The sequence below is a fragment of the Pseudomonas helleri genome, from assembly GCF_045830615.1.
Taxonomy (GTDB): domain Bacteria; phylum Pseudomonadota; class Gammaproteobacteria; order Pseudomonadales; family Pseudomonadaceae; genus Aquipseudomonas; species Aquipseudomonas helleri.
The window spans coordinates 2561086-2574651 of sequence record NZ_CP174501.1 but is presented as its reverse complement, the minus strand read 5'-3'; the positions used below and the strand labels follow the sequence as shown (position 1 = coordinate 2574651).

At 56.6% G+C, this 13566-nt stretch carries 19 protein-coding genes; 1 reads left to right on the top strand and 18 read right to left on the bottom strand.

Going from position 1 to position 13566, the window contains the following annotated elements:
- Positions 1–29: 29 nt before the first annotated feature.
- The 16 genes from ACJJU9_RS11660 to ACJJU9_RS11585 form a co-directional block, all read right to left on the bottom strand.
- Positions 30–395, bottom strand: a complete 366-nt coding sequence (locus ACJJU9_RS11660; protein WP_407730808.1) for a hypothetical protein — start codon at positions 393–395, stop codon at positions 30–32.
- 328 nt (positions 396–723) lie between these two features.
- Positions 724–1137: a hypothetical protein gene (locus ACJJU9_RS11655; protein WP_407730807.1), complete on the bottom strand. Its 414-nt coding sequence runs from the start codon at positions 1135–1137 to the stop codon at positions 724–726.
- Between the two features lie 80 nt (positions 1138–1217).
- Entirely contained in the window at positions 1218–2381 is a 1164-nt protein-coding gene (locus tag ACJJU9_RS11650) for a phage tail tube protein (protein ID WP_407730806.1), read from the bottom strand.
- A 65-nt stretch (positions 2382–2446) separates the two neighbouring features.
- Positions 2447–2869 carry a hypothetical protein gene (locus ACJJU9_RS11645; RefSeq protein ID WP_407730805.1) on the bottom strand — a complete coding sequence of 141 codons (423 nt, stop codon included), beginning with the start codon at positions 2867–2869 and terminating at the stop codon, positions 2447–2449.
- Positions 2866–3255 (bottom strand): HK97 gp10 family phage protein, encoded by a 390-nt coding sequence (locus ACJJU9_RS11640; protein ID WP_407730804.1) that lies wholly within the window; start codon positions 3253–3255, stop codon positions 2866–2868. The genes ACJJU9_RS11645 and ACJJU9_RS11640 overlap by 4 nt, the downstream gene beginning before the upstream one ends.
- Before the next feature lies 1 nt (position 3256).
- The gene (locus ACJJU9_RS11635) at positions 3257–3619 is read right to left on the bottom strand and encodes a hypothetical protein (protein WP_407730984.1); all 363 of its coding nucleotides are present in this window, start codon (positions 3617–3619) and stop codon (positions 3257–3259) included.
- 2 nt (positions 3620–3621) lie between these two features.
- Positions 3622–3999: a hypothetical protein gene (locus ACJJU9_RS11630; RefSeq protein WP_407730803.1), complete on the bottom strand. Its 378-nt coding sequence runs from the start codon at positions 3997–3999 to the stop codon at positions 3622–3624.
- A gap of 3 nt (positions 4000–4002) precedes the next feature.
- Positions 4003–4410: a hypothetical protein gene (locus ACJJU9_RS11625; RefSeq protein WP_407730802.1), complete on the bottom strand. Its 408-nt coding sequence runs from the start codon at positions 4408–4410 to the stop codon at positions 4003–4005.
- 49 nt (positions 4411–4459) lie between these two features.
- Positions 4460–5425: a phage coat protein gene (locus ACJJU9_RS11620; protein WP_407730801.1), complete on the bottom strand. Its 966-nt coding sequence runs from the start codon at positions 5423–5425 to the stop codon at positions 4460–4462.
- A gap of 3 nt (positions 5426–5428) precedes the next feature.
- Entirely contained in the window at positions 5429–6166 is a 738-nt protein-coding gene (locus ACJJU9_RS11615) for a hypothetical protein (RefSeq protein WP_407730983.1), read from the bottom strand.
- Positions 6167–6253: 87 nt separating this feature from the next.
- Positions 6254–6871 (bottom strand): hypothetical protein, encoded by a 618-nt coding sequence (locus tag ACJJU9_RS11610; RefSeq protein WP_407730800.1) that lies wholly within the window; start codon positions 6869–6871, stop codon positions 6254–6256.
- A gap of 146 nt (positions 6872–7017) precedes the next feature.
- A complete protein-coding gene (locus tag ACJJU9_RS11605; protein WP_407730799.1) occupies positions 7018–7194 on the bottom strand; it encodes a hypothetical protein in 177 nt (58 codons plus the stop codon).
- A complete protein-coding gene (locus ACJJU9_RS11600; RefSeq protein WP_407730798.1) occupies positions 7187–8389 on the bottom strand; it encodes a minor capsid protein in 1203 nt (400 codons plus the stop codon). Before ACJJU9_RS11600 ends, ACJJU9_RS11605 begins: the two co-directional genes overlap by 8 nt.
- A complete protein-coding gene (locus tag ACJJU9_RS11595; RefSeq protein WP_407730797.1) occupies positions 8376–9746 on the bottom strand; it encodes a DUF4055 domain-containing protein in 1371 nt (456 codons plus the stop codon). The genes ACJJU9_RS11600 and ACJJU9_RS11595 overlap by 14 nt, the downstream gene beginning before the upstream one ends.
- A complete protein-coding gene (locus tag ACJJU9_RS11590; protein ID WP_407730796.1) occupies positions 9746–11236 on the bottom strand; it encodes a terminase in 1491 nt (496 codons plus the stop codon). The genes ACJJU9_RS11595 and ACJJU9_RS11590 overlap by 1 nt, the downstream gene beginning before the upstream one ends.
- Before the next feature lies 1 nt (position 11237).
- Positions 11238–11837: a hypothetical protein gene (locus tag ACJJU9_RS11585; protein WP_407730795.1), complete on the bottom strand. Its 600-nt coding sequence runs from the start codon at positions 11835–11837 to the stop codon at positions 11238–11240.
- Positions 11838–11925: 88 nt separating this feature from the next.
- On the opposite strand from ACJJU9_RS11585, the gene ACJJU9_RS11580 reads away from it, so the two are divergent.
- On the top strand, positions 11926–12129 hold the full coding sequence (locus ACJJU9_RS11580; RefSeq protein WP_407730794.1) for a hypothetical protein: 204 nt from the start codon (positions 11926–11928) through the stop codon (positions 12127–12129).
- A 344-nt stretch (positions 12130–12473) separates the two neighbouring features.
- Here the strand turns inward: ACJJU9_RS11580 and ACJJU9_RS11575 are convergent, their stop codons facing one another.
- Together ACJJU9_RS11575 and ACJJU9_RS11570 are read right to left on the bottom strand one after the other, a co-directional pair.
- Positions 12474–12791, bottom strand: coding sequence for a hypothetical protein (locus ACJJU9_RS11575; protein WP_407730793.1), 318 nt, complete (start codon positions 12789–12791; stop codon positions 12474–12476).
- Positions 12791–13162 (bottom strand): hypothetical protein, encoded by a 372-nt coding sequence (locus ACJJU9_RS11570; RefSeq protein ID WP_048371876.1) that lies wholly within the window; start codon positions 13160–13162, stop codon positions 12791–12793. The genes ACJJU9_RS11575 and ACJJU9_RS11570 overlap by 1 nt, the downstream gene beginning before the upstream one ends.
- Positions 13163–13566: the final 404 nt, after the last annotated feature.

Sequence of the window (13566 nt, the reverse complement as noted above, 5' to 3'; positions counted from 1 at the left end):
GCCGGAGCGGGTTCTCATTTCAATTTCAGTTAGTTTTTTGTTGCGTTGAAACAAACTCTGTATGCCTCGTTTTGAAACTCTTTGACGGCCTCTTCCTTGCCTTTGGCGTCCTGAGAAATCGGCTTCTCATACGCCATCATGATGACTTTGTGAGCGAAATCGCTGCCATCCCCAACACTCTCAATAGAGTCCTGAAGCAGGTCTCCAGCTTGACGAGCCTTCATTGCGTCATGCGCAAGTTCTGAAACTTTTTTGCAGGAATCCCCAGCCGATTGCGCTGCCTGGGAAAGCAAAAAAAGACACGAAAAAATAGCGATTGATAGAGGCCTCATCCTTGGGTTTTCCTTGAAGTTCAGGGAGTCGGGCAATTTATCACCATCCAAACGATGCGCCAAAACCTACACTTTCGTCATTCATCGTCTTCCGAATCCAAGCAGATGCCATCCAACACAAACATCACCTCGTCAATCTCACGACGACTCAGCGGCGATGGGTGAGCATCAAGCCAGTCTGAAATCTCGCGAGCCGAAAGCGGCAATGGAAAAACACCAGTCATCGACGTTATAAAACGACGCCCCCGGCAGACGCCATAAAACGTACTCAGTAAGTGCTTGGTTATGGGGTCTAGCGGGGGCTCCTCGGGCAGCGCCATGCCCAGCCGCTCGTAGATAGCTTTGCGCTTATCGGACTGCCCACCCCACTGCTGTTCCCATTCAAACCGGGCTACTGCTTTTCCACTGTTTCTACCAGCTCTTTGCTGATCTCTTCAGTGGATTTGCTGCCCTCCCGGAGAACGAACAGGAAGAAGTCAAAGTTGACTTCAAGAAGCTTGGAGCAAGCCTCGACATCAAACTTCAACGGATTTCCTTGCTCATCCTGAACACCTTCCCAGTCTTTGACAACGAACTGAGCCAGCAAGGCGCAATGACTTTCGTGCTCGGTCTTTTCGCCCGGCAGAACACCGACTTCGCCTTGGGCAAAGGCGGCATCATTGCGCTGAATGCGCCGCTGCACACGCTCAAGGGCAATACGGTAATCCGGGTTGTCGATCCCACCAATCTGGAGTTTGGTGTCTTTGTCGAATTCCACCCAGCGCAGACCGGGTGTTAGAGCCTTTTTCGTCAACTGGAGAGCCATGTGAAATCCTCAACGCCACGCCAATAAAAAAGCCCCCTCCGGCGGGCGTTATCACCGGAGAGGTCAAAGGGTTGAACTGTTTAAGCCGTGACAGTGATGGTTGCCGTCGCAGTCTTGGTTGGATCGGATACGCTTTTCGCGGTGATGACGGCGGTACCGGCAGAGACGCCCGTAACCAGCCCGCCAGCGCTCACAGTTGCGACACCGGGCGTTGCGCTGGACCAGGTGACGTTTTGGCCCGCCGTTGCCGGCAAGGCCGAAGCGGTCAGTTGCCGGGTAGCCCCGGACGCGATAGAGGCAGTCGCAGGCGCCACGGACACACTGGCAACCGGCACAAACGGAACACGTGTGATGGTCGGGCTGACCTTGGCCACGGTGTAGTTGAGCGTTACCTCAACCAGATCGCGCTTGCCGCCGCTTGGCAGCTCGCCGTCGACCTCTACAGCCGGGAAGTCAAAGATGTACTTGTTGCCCAGGCTGTCAGTGATTGGGAACTGAATACCGATCGGGAGACGCGTAAACGTGCTCTTCCAGATTTCCCATGCACGCTTGGACCAGGCCAGCACGATCGTGCCGGTGATTGCGGCCTCGGTTGCGATCTGCGCGCCTGGACCCAAGCGGCTGGAGCCGATGCAGCGTTGGGCCTGCAAGCTGTTGTCCAGACTGAGCGTCATGGCCGAAACGCAGGCCACGCCTTCCAGCGACTTGCCGTCCACCAGAATGGTGCCGACGTTCTTGTTGCTCAGGAACGGTGTGGTGGTCGGCCCATCCGGTGCGGTAACGATTGGGGTGTCGCTATCGTCGTAGTCCAGGCAGGCCATGCCGAAGGTGGTGGTGATCTTGCCGTCAGATGGAATGTCGAGGGCAAAGGTGGAGACGTGGGCACCCTTGAACAGGCTGTAAACGCCCACGTCCATGTAGCCTTTGGCGATGCTGAAGGTGTGGCGAACATCGCCAATAGCCAGCACGTTGTTGGTCCAGTTGCCGTAAAAGGCCGCTTCCAGCAGCTGGTCGAACGAACCAAACGACAGCTCGGCCGTCAGGTCGCCGTTAATGTCGGTACTGGTGGCCACCGAACCCTGGCTGAGGCGAGAGTCAGTGATCTCGTCACTCGCCGCCGTGTTCACGGTCGGAGTCAGCGCATTGCCTGTCAGGCGCAGCGTGCTCCACTTGCCGGTTGTCGGGGTGATGCCTGGGGTCACTTCGGGAATGATGTGACTGACGATCTTTGCGCCGGAGCTCATTCTTTCCACCTTTGTGTAGGTAATAAAAAACCCGCACAGGGCGGGTGGGATGGGTACATCTGGGGTCAGCCGGCGCGGAACCGGATGTTCACGTTGATCTGATAGAAGCCTTCAAACTCGCCCGCATCGACCTGAGAGGCCTCTAGGCACTCAAGATCCCCGGACGACCAGTAGCCGAAGTGCGCTTCAAGCTGATCGGCCAGCTCGGTCAGGGCCTTGGTGCCGGTTCTTGCCCGGGTGAAGCACTGGATGCTGACCCGGCCCGGCTTGCGGGTGTAGGGCTTGTCGGCCATGCCTGCCATGAAGGCAGTACCGTGCTGCAAGTTGAACCGGCACCACAAACCGGTTGCGGGTGGCTTGAAAATGCCCGACTGATCGGTGTTTTTGGCCGGGTACGGCGCGTTCGGGTAGAAAATGGAGTCCTGCTCAATACCGGAAAACGCTTTCATGTGACCGGCAAGTAGTGCGCGAATCTGCTCGTAGGTCATCGTCCGTACTTCTCTACTACGTCACCAAACGCCACTCCGTACACGCCAATAGGTGCCTGTTGCGAGTGCCCATTCTCCAGGCGCTCGCCGTATGGAGCGTTATTCTGAATGACGATGTTGTGATAGGGGCCAGTGACTGTGGCGATGGTCGTTGCTCCCTCCAGAAGCGTTTCCGTTCCGATTGGGTCGTCTCGTTCAGAGTCGAAAAGCAGCGTTTGCTCGTCCACTGTCACCCGATGATTGCCCTTATAGGTGCCCTCATCCACCGGTGAACCGCTGATGATTGCCTGCAAAGCCGTAGTGGCGATTTCCCTTTGCAGTTCGGTGAGATCCTTCTCAACGACTTCCATAAAATCACTCGGATCGATGTTCCAGCCTTTCGCCATGTCACACCTTCCTGAGCTGAATGACCCACGTTGCGCGCGCCGGGTCTTGCTGCACGTTTTTGACGTCATACCCGTTCAGTTTGTGCCCTACTGACGGGATTCCGGTGGTTTCGCTCTGTATGGCCAGAAGCCGCACATCTGTCGCAAGTATTTGGGCGCCGTCCACCAGCCGCGAGTCGAAAGAGCCGAATACACCGCGCCCGCTATAGGCGATGACGGTCGGCTCGCCGCCTATTTCAGTCACTGGGTCCCAGGTGCCGGGCAGCGTGATACCTCCACTGAAAGGCTGCACCGCATCAGCAAGCCCGTCCTCGTCATCGAAGGCTTCCGCCAGCTCAGCCTGAATCTCTTCTCGCATTCCCATGATCAGGTCCTTTTGAGCATCATGACGCCCGAGCGCCTGGCCCATGGATCAATCAATGCCAAGGCGAAGTTCTCGCCTGCTGACAAGTCCGTTGAGCCCGCCACGTAGGTTTTGGATACCGAGGTTCCAGGCTGGGCAGATACCGTCTTGCTCTGCACTTCCTTTTGCGTTGACTTGTACAGCTTGCCCGCTGCCGCCTCCTTGGCGACCTGGGCGCCGGCTGTTTTGATCTCGTCTGGAACTGGATCGGGAACAGCCCGCTTAATCTTGGTCGTGAGCCAGGCGTTGGCCATGGCCACGGCAAGGACCGGATCACCGGTGCCAGCCCAGCCAGGGCCCAGCGAGGCGTCAACATCGGCAACGGTGATGAAGTCGGTCATTAATTACCCCTTGTCTTCAAGAGCCTTTACGCGGGCAGATACCGCTTGGAAACCGGCCTGCAAGGTTGTGGCAGCAGCCAAGCCAGACGCGGCATGAGCGGAAATACTGTGGTTGTGATTACCAGCTGCAGCAGTCGAGTCAGTGGCGCCAAGGGCCAACAGTTCAGGCTTACCCTTGATATCTGACCAATTAACCTCAATGCCAGGCGCCGGAGGTTTAGCGGTGGTTGGTAGCGCCTCCAAAACAGGAACGCCCGCAGCCTGGTACGCCCCAACAATATCGTCAGCATCGCCGTCGACAAACACACCGATAGCACCAGAGACGACGCCAAAAAACTCCGTGAGAGTTCGATAAGCGATCCCTTCCACCTTTTCGATGGCGGGGCTATCGCTGTAAACAACGTATGACATAAATCACCTCATCATAGAGAGGCGGCATGACCGCCCCTCATAGCCAGTTTTAGCCGCTGATCACGGCGGCGAAAGGAACCTGTTTGCGGTCGAAGACACGCTTCCAGTTGCTCGCCTTGGCGAATTCAACAGCTGTAGGCGACTTGTTCTGGTCTTCATCGCCTTGCCAACTGAAGCCAGCTGGTTGCAGTAGGTAGGTTTTACGCTCCCAGAGAACCTCGGCGCCGCCACCGTTACCACCGGAGGCATTACGATCCAGCTCCACAGGGGTATGAGGCTCGCCCAGGCCGTAGCCGAACGCACCAGAGCCGTAAAACACTGACAGGTGCTTGCCGTCAGCCATGGTCAGGCTATCATCCATAAAGATTGGCTTGCCCAGATAGGTGCGCAAGATGATTTGGCCCTGGGAATCGCGCAGGTACTCAATCAAGTCAAGCTCCGACATCTGTTTCATCACCGCGGAATGAACCCCGATTGCAGAGAACTGATCTGCGGCATCGCCGGCGGTAAATGCCGCATCGATGAACGCCTTGGCACTGATGCGAGCGCCAGCATCGACCACCATGTCGCCGCCATCGTTCGCCAGATTGGAGGCGATAATGCCGCGAGAGCCGCCAATAAGGTAACGCTGCCAGCGGCGAGTCCAGTAGGTGCCAAAACGATTGCGCACCTGCTGCATCGGCTCGCTGTTCGCCAACTCTGCTGTCAGGTCGGCCACACCATAACCTTTGTTGAGGTAGAGCGTGCGGGCCTTCATGCTGCCCTGGGTGACCTTACCGACCTTGCCGATATCATCCGGGTTGTCAGTCGAGATGTTCGGCTCTTCGTTCGGGTCCAGGTCTTGCCAGTAGCTGACAGTACCGACGCCTTGACCGTTCGATGCAATCGCATCCAGCGCAGGGTTGCGTGTGATGATGCCCGACTCATACATCGCAGTAAGTTCAGGGGAGTTAACGGGCGCCAGGGTCTGGTAGTAATCGCCGATGAAAATATCGGTCAAGCGTGTAGTTGCCATGGATTAAGTTCCTTTGGTGGCCAGAAGTTTTTTGAATTGCTCGGGGTTGTCACGGGCGATCGCTGCGCGCTCGGTTTCCGTGTAATCGCCCCACTTTTTCGTGGCCTTGCCACCGTTGTCGCCGATTTGTCCGGCGCCCTGAGCCCTTGGCCACAGGTGTGTTGCTGTTTCGCGCAGAGATTCCGCCCATTCGAGCGGTGACAGCGGGGTTTTCCCGTCCTTGCCGTAAATGACCTCGCCATCACGGTCGGTAGCGATCGCCTCGCCGTCTTCTCCGAGCTTGAAAGTACCCCGAGCGCGAAGGATGATGTCCTCAGCAGCTTCAGGCAGAGCGCCAGCCTTGATTGCTGCGGCGCGAATGGAGTCAGCCAGCACCTTGTCGCTGTATTTGGCAGCGAAGGCCTCGGCCTTGTCGGCACGGGCTTTCTCGGCGGCCAACTTGGCGTCGTAGTCGGTGCGCAGGCGCTCAGTGCGGCGAGTGATCACCTCATCAAGCTTGCCTTCGGCCAGCAGGCGGGTTTCCTCGTCCTGGCCGACCTTGGTCAGCAACGCCTTCACTGCGTTGATATCAAGGCCTTCAAACTGGCCTTTGAGGCCGTCCAGCTCGGTTTTGGTGGTCTTGAGCGAGCCAAGCAGCTCGGTGTTTTTGTTCTTGAGGCCCAGCGTGGCCGCTTCCACCGCTTCGGCGATCGCGGATTTAACTGCCGGGTCTTCGAGATCAATCTGGTTTTCGTCTGCCACTTGGTACACCCCTTGGGTTTGGTCGGCCCGCTTTGCAGGCATAAAAAAACCCCGGCATAGCCGAGGTTAAAGTTTTTACAGAAGCTTTCAGCTATCCGGATGCATTTGTTCAGACATTTCTCGAATGGCCATTAAGTTTGCGGAGATATCCCCCTTCCAGCTCCCTGTAGTCGTACGGATTTGAAATGACAACCCGTCAGTCCGCCCCTTACAGCTGTTGTTTACATAACGTACAAGCTCAACTTCGGCGCCTGGCTGCAAATGAATGCTTGCTCGCTGACCGTACTCGAGCCGGACAGGCAAGGATTGGACGGGGGAAGTTATAGAGAATCCAGTAATAGCAAGGGCTTGAGTGCTGTGCGTAGAAATCACGCTCACACCGACTACCGTTACTGGTCGCTTGCCCTCTGATGTCAACTCAAGAGAGATAAACGGACGCCCAATGTAGCCAGGGCCAAACGGGATACTTGCGTTTGAAACCACGGTAAGAAGTTCAGCATCATCTCTGCGCTGCTTGTCCGCTAGCCAAAGCGTGACCAGTACCGCTAGCAAAGCACCGGTGCCCGAGACCCAATCTCCCAGACTGCCCCATTCTGGAATGAATTTAATGGTCGATTGCGGGTTAAGATTGATGCCAGCGGTAAGGCCAAGAAGCCCAGAAATCAAACATAAGAACAGAACAATAGAACACAGAATCCACTTCATAAACCCTCCAGGTGAGAGGGATTTATATCAGGCAAATTCTAGCCCATCCAATTCCAAATAATCTTGCTGCTTAATACAAACACGTAATATTTAGAAATAAGTAAACCTCATTCCGCCGAGGCACAGCGCGCCTCCGAGTGAGTTATCTAAATGGACTCAGCCGGGTACGGCGAGTCATCAAACGGAAACAGCTTGTGCTGCCCTGCCAGCGACATTTGGAAGAACAGCCAGGCTTGTGGCTGCTCTATCACCGAGTACTGCTCCACGATGTGAAGCCCCCAATAGGCAAGAAACCAGTGATCAGCGGGTTCGAATCTATTCACCAAAGACCTGCATGAAAGTCTCCTCGTCACGCGCGCGGAGCTGATCAAGATTGTATTGCTTGCCTTGCGGGTCTACAAATCGCTCCAGGGTGTAACCTCCCTTCTTGTAGAGGTCATACCGAGCAGGCCCCAACCATTCGCGCTGAAACGCTGCGTCCTGATCGCCGAACCATTTGGCGTAGCTTGTGTTTGCCGAGACCTGCCCGACCTCAAGTCCAGCTTTCTCGCGCTGCTTCTTGGTCATGTCACCAATGCTGCGAAACGATGCCGGTCGTGCCTCGCGATTACCTTCTTCGTTGATCCGATACCCGCCGCGAACCTTCAGGGCCCGCACAAATGGCCGATTGCCGATCAGCTCATCCAAGAAGCTTGGCGCCAACACGCTTCGACAGTTCGGGTGCGCCGGCGGCACGGGGTGCGGCTCATCAATCCTGTAGCGCATGCCGTCTCGACTGGCGCAGACAAACGAGGTTCGTCCGTCCAGGGTTGAGCACCAGATTACGAACTGAACGCCCAAGGCCTGATAGGTCTGCTGATAGGCGACGTTTGCTACGTGGTTGCGCGCCGTTCTGACAACCTTGGACGCGTCGTTTTTGGTGATCTGCAGCAGGCCGTCTTGATGCTTGAGAGCCTGGGTTCCGCGTAACGCACGGATGACCTCGGCATTCGTCTGCCCTAAGCTGATGCCCTGCCGGATGCTTGCATACACCCGAACCTTGGTGCTTTCAGCGATGCTCGACAGCATGCTTTTGACCAACTGCCCGAGAACTGGCTGCGCCATTGCGGCGTTGTAGGCCTGCGCAGCCGTTACTCCCGACTCAGCGATCCCTACGAAGGCCTTGGCCATCAGGTTTGATGCGTAAGCAGCTTCGTACCCGGCGAGCGCAGTTGCCGAGACGAACCATTCAGCCTGGATGGACTGATTAAGGGCGACAGCCCAGCCGTCCAACGCTGCTTTAAGCGCTTTCAGGCTGCTGGTCGTGTACTTCCCCGAGAGAAACGCCTGCACCTCGGCCGCACTGAGTTCCTCCAGCCTCTCCCCCAGTTCGAGCGCGAGCTCGCGTGCAAGGCGATCAATTTCAGCGTTGATGCGGTTGACTACAGCCGATGAGGCTCGGTAATTGTGCGATGCATGCTGAGCAAGCGCGGCAACGATAGCCCGCTGTGCCGCCGCCAACTCTTCATTGGTCGCCATTATCTACGCCGCCTGGGTTTTCAATGTGCAGTGATTCTTCGTTCCAGTCGCGCTCAGGCAGCTTCCCAGTCGAGATATACGACCAGTATGACTCCTGACTGATCTTCCCTGCGAGCGCCGCCTGCAGAAGCTGAGCGGCAAGCTGAGGATCAACCCCGGCAACAACGAACTCCGGCGTGACCTTGAACTTCACCTGTTTGGGGTCGTACCCCTTCCATTCAGCGGCGTAACGCAGGCCTTGCTCGACTGCCTCAGCAGCAGTGACGACGATACTGTGGAGGGTGGCGTGCTGATCGTTCTGGCGGGTTTTACGCGCCTCACCCGACTCAGTGCCGCCCACGTCCATGACCTTGGCGCCAGCCTCAAGCGCGGCGTTCTTCTGATCACTCATGGCTTGACGGTTAGCTTCAATGCCTGAGCCCTGAAACTCCAGGTAGTCACACTTACCGTTCGGACCAAGATCCCATGCGGCTGACGGCCCTGTAACGCTCAGCTCAATACCCTCATCCAGGCCGGAAACCCACGGCTGCGGGTGACTGGTTTGGTGCAGGGACGTGAAATAGTCAGCGCTGATCTGGTAGGACTTCAGCGCGGCACGCGCCATGCTCAGCAGCGGCACCTCATCCACATCAGGCGAGTTATCGGTTGAGCCGCAGTAGATCACTGGAATGTACGACAGCCCTCTGACCAGTCGATTGTCAGCCCCAGTACTGCCAAGGGGCTTTTCCTCGTCGACCAACTCGCCGCCCTCATTCCGGACGGATGTGTAGCAAACGTCGTCGCTCATGAAGAATTCACGAAATACCGTGTCGCAGTCATGGCTGTAGCGGTCGCTGCCCTTCTTGCGGAACTCGCGGAACACAGCAAGTACCAGGTCTTGCCGGCCGCCCTGATCAGCTGTATCCCAGTTGATGGCGTTTCGCGCGGCATAGGTCGAGAAATACGGATCGCCGTTTTCGTCGATATTCACCACCAGCGGTACCCGGCCATGAGAAATAGCCTGGCGCACCATCCGGAAGAACAACTGCTTCAGGCCAAAGCCGTCAGCGGTTGCATTATCGAGCAGGCCCTGCATGCCAGAGGGCAGCTCGATCTCCGGTATCAGACGGGACACCAAGCCCATCATGGAGCGCAAAGAGTCCCGCACCCAGTGCTCGTACTGGGCGCGAGCCGTGTAGTTCTCGTAGAGATACTTGTTGCCAGCCCCATCCTTCTTTTCGGCTTCCACCATGCCGCTTGGCTTGGGCAGATTGCGCTCTTTACGCTTAATCGCGCACTCACCCTCGAGCGCGTCGTCCATCATTTCCCACTCGCCGATATGATCGTCGTAGTCAGGATTAGTTGATTGCACTGGCATTAGCCCAAGCCTCCTATTCGGCGAATTCCGCCTGTGCGTTTGCGTCTGCCCATCGCCACGGCAAAGTATCGAAAGGCATCCGACCCGTGCGATGACCAGTCGTGCAGCGGCTTGTCCTTCCAGCAGCCGCGCTTGTCATCCCACTCTTTGCGATAATTTTCGAGGCAAGAAATGCCTTTTTCACACTTGGATTCGTCGAAAGCGCAAGACGGGAGTATTTCCCGCACCTGCTCAATACCCTCGTCGACACCAAGTTTCGGAACCACGCTGAACTTGAGGCTGTATTTCTGCCCATCGATCTCGTAGCCCTCTCGCGCCAATTCACGGCGAGTCTTTCCGTCGCTTCCAAACTCGCGGTTATCAATGTCGTGCGGTCCCCAATGATCGCCGTACGTGTAGTTGCGATCCTTGAGCACCTTCATGTAATGCCGAAGACCCTCACCGCTGTTCTCGCAGTAATCAATGACGTGGTATTCGTCGCCTACGATCCGAACAAACCAGATGGCTGTAGAGTCGCCGACACCGATATCCCAAATCGTGTGAACAGGCAGGTGGCTGTTGTCAGGCAGCACGCCAATGCGCTTAGCCGCATACAGCTTGGTGAACTGCTTGGCGTAGTACGCGCCCTCAATCGACTGCTGGAAGGCTTCGGCAGGAATTGACGGGTATTCCCGTTTCATGTCGTCGCCGAGCGTCTTCTCCTTGGCCGCATACCAGGCGCGCTGGCCGTCATTGCTGACGATCCCGTGCTTAGCGTGCAGTTCGTTGAAGTAATCGGTCAGGCGCTGCGGAATAACCGCTTCGGACGGGTCAAGCCAGTACTCCTTGTTCTTACACCAGGAGAAGAAGAAAAACTTCCAGTCCAGCAGGCCCAGCGGAACACCGGCAAGCTGCTGCCGTTCTGCGCTCTGCGAGTAATCGAAGAAGTAGCCCGCCCGCCCCTCCGCAGTCGATTCAATCGTGACGAAGCAGTCTGTGGCGACAGCCTCGAAGGCGCCGGTGACGATCTCTCGGGCTTTGTGCGGAAACTTGGCGCAAATCTTCCCAAACTCGGAAACGTGCAGGAACCGTAAAGTGCCGCCCCGGAAGGAAGTGGACACGTATATCGAGCCGCCTTTGCTGAACACAAGCTCACCAGCAGCATCGTTAGAAGCAGGGTTGGCAGCGCGTATCTCGGCAGGCAGGTTGTCGTAGGCATATTTGACCTTCTCCCGGAACAGGCGCTTGGCGTCATTCAGGGTGTGAGCGATCAGAGCGCACTTGGCTGACTCAAACAGCGCGGCGTCCAACTGGATGATGCAGCACTCGGTAGTGAAGCCAAGCTGCCGGGCCTTCAGAATGATGTTGCGGGTGTGCATCCCTTCGAAGTATTCGATCTGCTCGTCTGTCATCCGGAAGCGGACCTTCTTGCCCGCCTTGTCAGTGATGAAGTAGAGGTTGTTCAGACGCCAGTACTTGTCCCGGAGCAGCTTCAAGTGCTCGGGCTTCATGTCAGGCTTCCTTCGATAGATCGTCCATCATTTTCGATAGCTCGTCGGCGTCGTCCGTCTTCTCCTTCTCGTCTAGGCCAAACGCCTGACGCTCCAGAATCTGGAGGTTCTTCATTGCAGATGAGAGCTGGAACAGTGTTTTGGAGTTGCTAGGAAGCGCGACGGCGGCGAGCATCGAGGCCCGGCGCACTCCATAACTATCTTCAGAGGTTTCTTCCTCGATCGCGTCTTCAATCTCTTCGCGGCGCTGGATGGTGGTCATCAGATCATCCATCAGCAAGTTCGCAAGGACCGTCGCCTTTCGAATGTCTCGCCGGTGACTGCGAACCACCTGAGCGCCTTCCTCTGCGGCCTCTTCGATGATCTCAGCATCAAGTTCGCGGTTCGCGCCTTGGTCATTGCGAACCTCTCCGCGAACCAGCTTACTGCGAACCTCCTTGCGCACCTGGTCAGAAAGGTCTCTCACCCACCCAAGGGTCTTGGCCTTCTTCCTGATTGCTGTGTCGCTAACGCCTTGGCGGTCAGCGATAGTTCGGATGGAAAGCGAACCAGCCCGGTAGGCACGTTCGATCGCCTCCCAGTCGGGTTGCTTAGTTGTCATAAATTGTCTCAGGTACGCCTAAAGGCGGGATTGAAATAGTGGCTCATTGCCGGTATTGGTAGGGATCAATATTAATGAGGCCGCACCCATGTCAGAGATTGGTAAAAACATCGTAGCCGCTGGCACTAACAAGACAGAAGAAGAGCATCGCCGACGATATGCCGTAGCCGCTGCTCTTGAGGTTATTGCCGAATATGTGGCGAGCGGAAGCCCAGGAGCCAGTCTCAGCTACGAGCTTGACCAGCTTTCCAGCTACGCAGACCTGATCCAAGATGCATTAAAAGTTAAGTGATTCGCCCGTGCCGCACTCGCCTGCGGCACACCTACCCTTCCACGCTCAATTCTGAGATTCGCTGTTCTGCCATGACTCTCCATGAGATCGAACAGCGCTGGGCTTTCCCCACCAGCCGATAGCAATTGCATTGCACGGCCTGTTGCGCGCAAAGGGCGGGCGGATAACAAAGCACCGGCCACGGCGCCCTGTACCTTTTTCATTGGTGAAGCCGCGATCAACCAATGGCGCGCCAGCAGCCTGGCCGCACCTGGCGAAGTACAGGCGACCTATGCAGATAGTGCTCATTGCAGAAACCTCCAGATGCGCGCCACGATTTGGCGCATTCGAAAACGTGGCGCGGATTACTGCGATACCCGGTTGAGGGCTTCGTCCGCTTTGTCGGCAGCTTGGGCGGCAGTGGTTGCTGCCTTCGATGCTTTGTCAGCAGCGGTGCCGGTCTGGCGGGTCAGCTCTTCCAGGCGCTTGTCACGCTCGATCATTGCCGCGTCGTAGGCCCTGCGGATTTCCTGTACCTGGCTGTTCTGCTTTTCGGCGAGGCGCCAGTCAGCGGCCTGATAGCCCAGCACCGCACCGCCACACACCAGCATGACGGCAATGGCCCAGACCTCAGTCCGGCGCCACCAACGGCGGGCGATAAATTCCAGCGAGCATCTGTCCATTAGGCGCCACCCCCCAACTTGGTGCGCAGGCGGTGGATTTCGTCGCTCTGAAGTGTCACGCGTTCGGTGAGCTGGGCGACTTGGCCGGTCAGTGCTTCGATCTTGCCTTCCATGCGGCCAACGGCTGCGGCAAGGTCGTTGCGCTCTTTCGCGAACTGGTCAGCGCGGGCTTCAGCCTCTTTACGGGCAGCGCGCTCCTGGTTCAGCAGTTCGTTCAGGCGCTTCAGCGTGCCGATATCGGCGCTATCCATTGCGCGGTCTGCTGCATCCTTGGAAAGGAATCGGCGCAGCCAAAGCAGGCCGCCGAGAATGACCGTGGCACTACCGCCCAGCCAGGTGGCTGTGCCTGGGCCGAGATCGGTAGGATCCATCGTTGCTCCGTATTGTTTGAGGTCTCGACCTGAACGTCGAAAGAATAAAAACGCTTGCAGCTGGGAGGACGCAGCACCGCGTTATAGTCATTGCTCAGTGGTGATATCACCAGCAGTGGCAAAAAGCTGGATAGCTGCCTTACTGATGTTCAAATAGACAAACTTGTAAGAGACAGACCAATGAAAAAGCTTTGTATTTTTACAGCATCATTAATTTCATTTCAGGCTTTAGCATTCTCTCAGTCAGAAATATCTGGTAGCTGGGAATGCATGAGCCCAGAACAGACGTACACAATGATGATAGGTAATGACGGTAGCTTTGAGTCTCATCAGGGTAATGGCGGCAACTACGTGGGTAGCTACTCAATCGAGGAAAATTTCCTCCGCATAAATGCGCATAACAC

What these genes read in the sequence shown, in the direction of transcription:
- ACJJU9_RS11620 (WP_407730801.1), bottom strand. Translation starts at nt 5,425, where the DNA reads ATGGCAACTACACGCTTGACCGATATTTTCATCGGCGATTACTACCAG.
- ACJJU9_RS11610 (WP_407730800.1), bottom strand. Translation starts at nt 6,871, where the DNA reads ATGAAGTGGATTCTGTGTTCTATTGTTCTGTTCTTATGTTTGATTTCT.
- ACJJU9_RS11590 (WP_407730796.1), bottom strand. Translation starts at nt 11,236, where the DNA reads ATGAAGCCCGAGCACTTGAAGCTGCTCCGGGACAAGTACTGGCGTCTG.
- ACJJU9_RS11650 (WP_407730806.1), bottom strand. Translation starts at nt 2,381, where the DNA reads ATGAGCTCCGGCGCAAAGATCGTCAGTCACATCATTCCCGAAGTGACC.
- ACJJU9_RS11580 (WP_407730794.1), top strand. Translation starts at nt 11,926, where the DNA reads ATGTCAGAGATTGGTAAAAACATCGTAGCCGCTGGCACTAACAAGACA.
- ACJJU9_RS11625 (WP_407730802.1), bottom strand. Translation starts at nt 4,410, where the DNA reads ATGTCATACGTTGTTTACAGCGATAGCCCCGCCATCGAAAAGGTGGAA.
- ACJJU9_RS11655 (WP_407730807.1), bottom strand. Translation starts at nt 1,137, where the DNA reads ATGGCTCTCCAGTTGACGAAAAAGGCTCTAACACCCGGTCTGCGCTGG.
- ACJJU9_RS11595 (WP_407730797.1), bottom strand. Translation starts at nt 9,746, where the DNA reads ATGCCAGTGCAATCAACTAATCCTGACTACGACGATCATATCGGCGAG.
- ACJJU9_RS11635 (WP_407730984.1), bottom strand. Translation starts at nt 3,619, where the DNA reads ATGGGAATGCGAGAAGAGATTCAGGCTGAGCTGGCGGAAGCCTTCGAT.
- ACJJU9_RS11645 (WP_407730805.1), bottom strand. Translation starts at nt 2,869, where the DNA reads ATGACCTACGAGCAGATTCGCGCACTACTTGCCGGTCACATGAAAGCG.
- ACJJU9_RS11585 (WP_407730795.1), bottom strand. Translation starts at nt 11,837, where the DNA reads ATGACAACTAAGCAACCCGACTGGGAGGCGATCGAACGTGCCTACCGG.
- ACJJU9_RS11570 (WP_048371876.1), bottom strand. Translation starts at nt 13,162, where the DNA reads ATGGATCCTACCGATCTCGGCCCAGGCACAGCCACCTGGCTGGGCGGT.
- ACJJU9_RS11575 (WP_407730793.1), bottom strand. Translation starts at nt 12,791, where the DNA reads ATGGACAGATGCTCGCTGGAATTTATCGCCCGCCGTTGGTGGCGCCGG.
- ACJJU9_RS11600 (WP_407730798.1), bottom strand. Translation starts at nt 8,389, where the DNA reads ATGGCGACCAATGAAGAGTTGGCGGCGGCACAGCGGGCTATCGTTGCC.
- ACJJU9_RS11630 (WP_407730803.1), bottom strand. Translation starts at nt 3,999, where the DNA reads ATGACCGACTTCATCACCGTTGCCGATGTTGACGCCTCGCTGGGCCCT.
- ACJJU9_RS11640 (WP_407730804.1), bottom strand. Translation starts at nt 3,255, where the DNA reads ATGGCGAAAGGCTGGAACATCGATCCGAGTGATTTTATGGAAGTCGTT.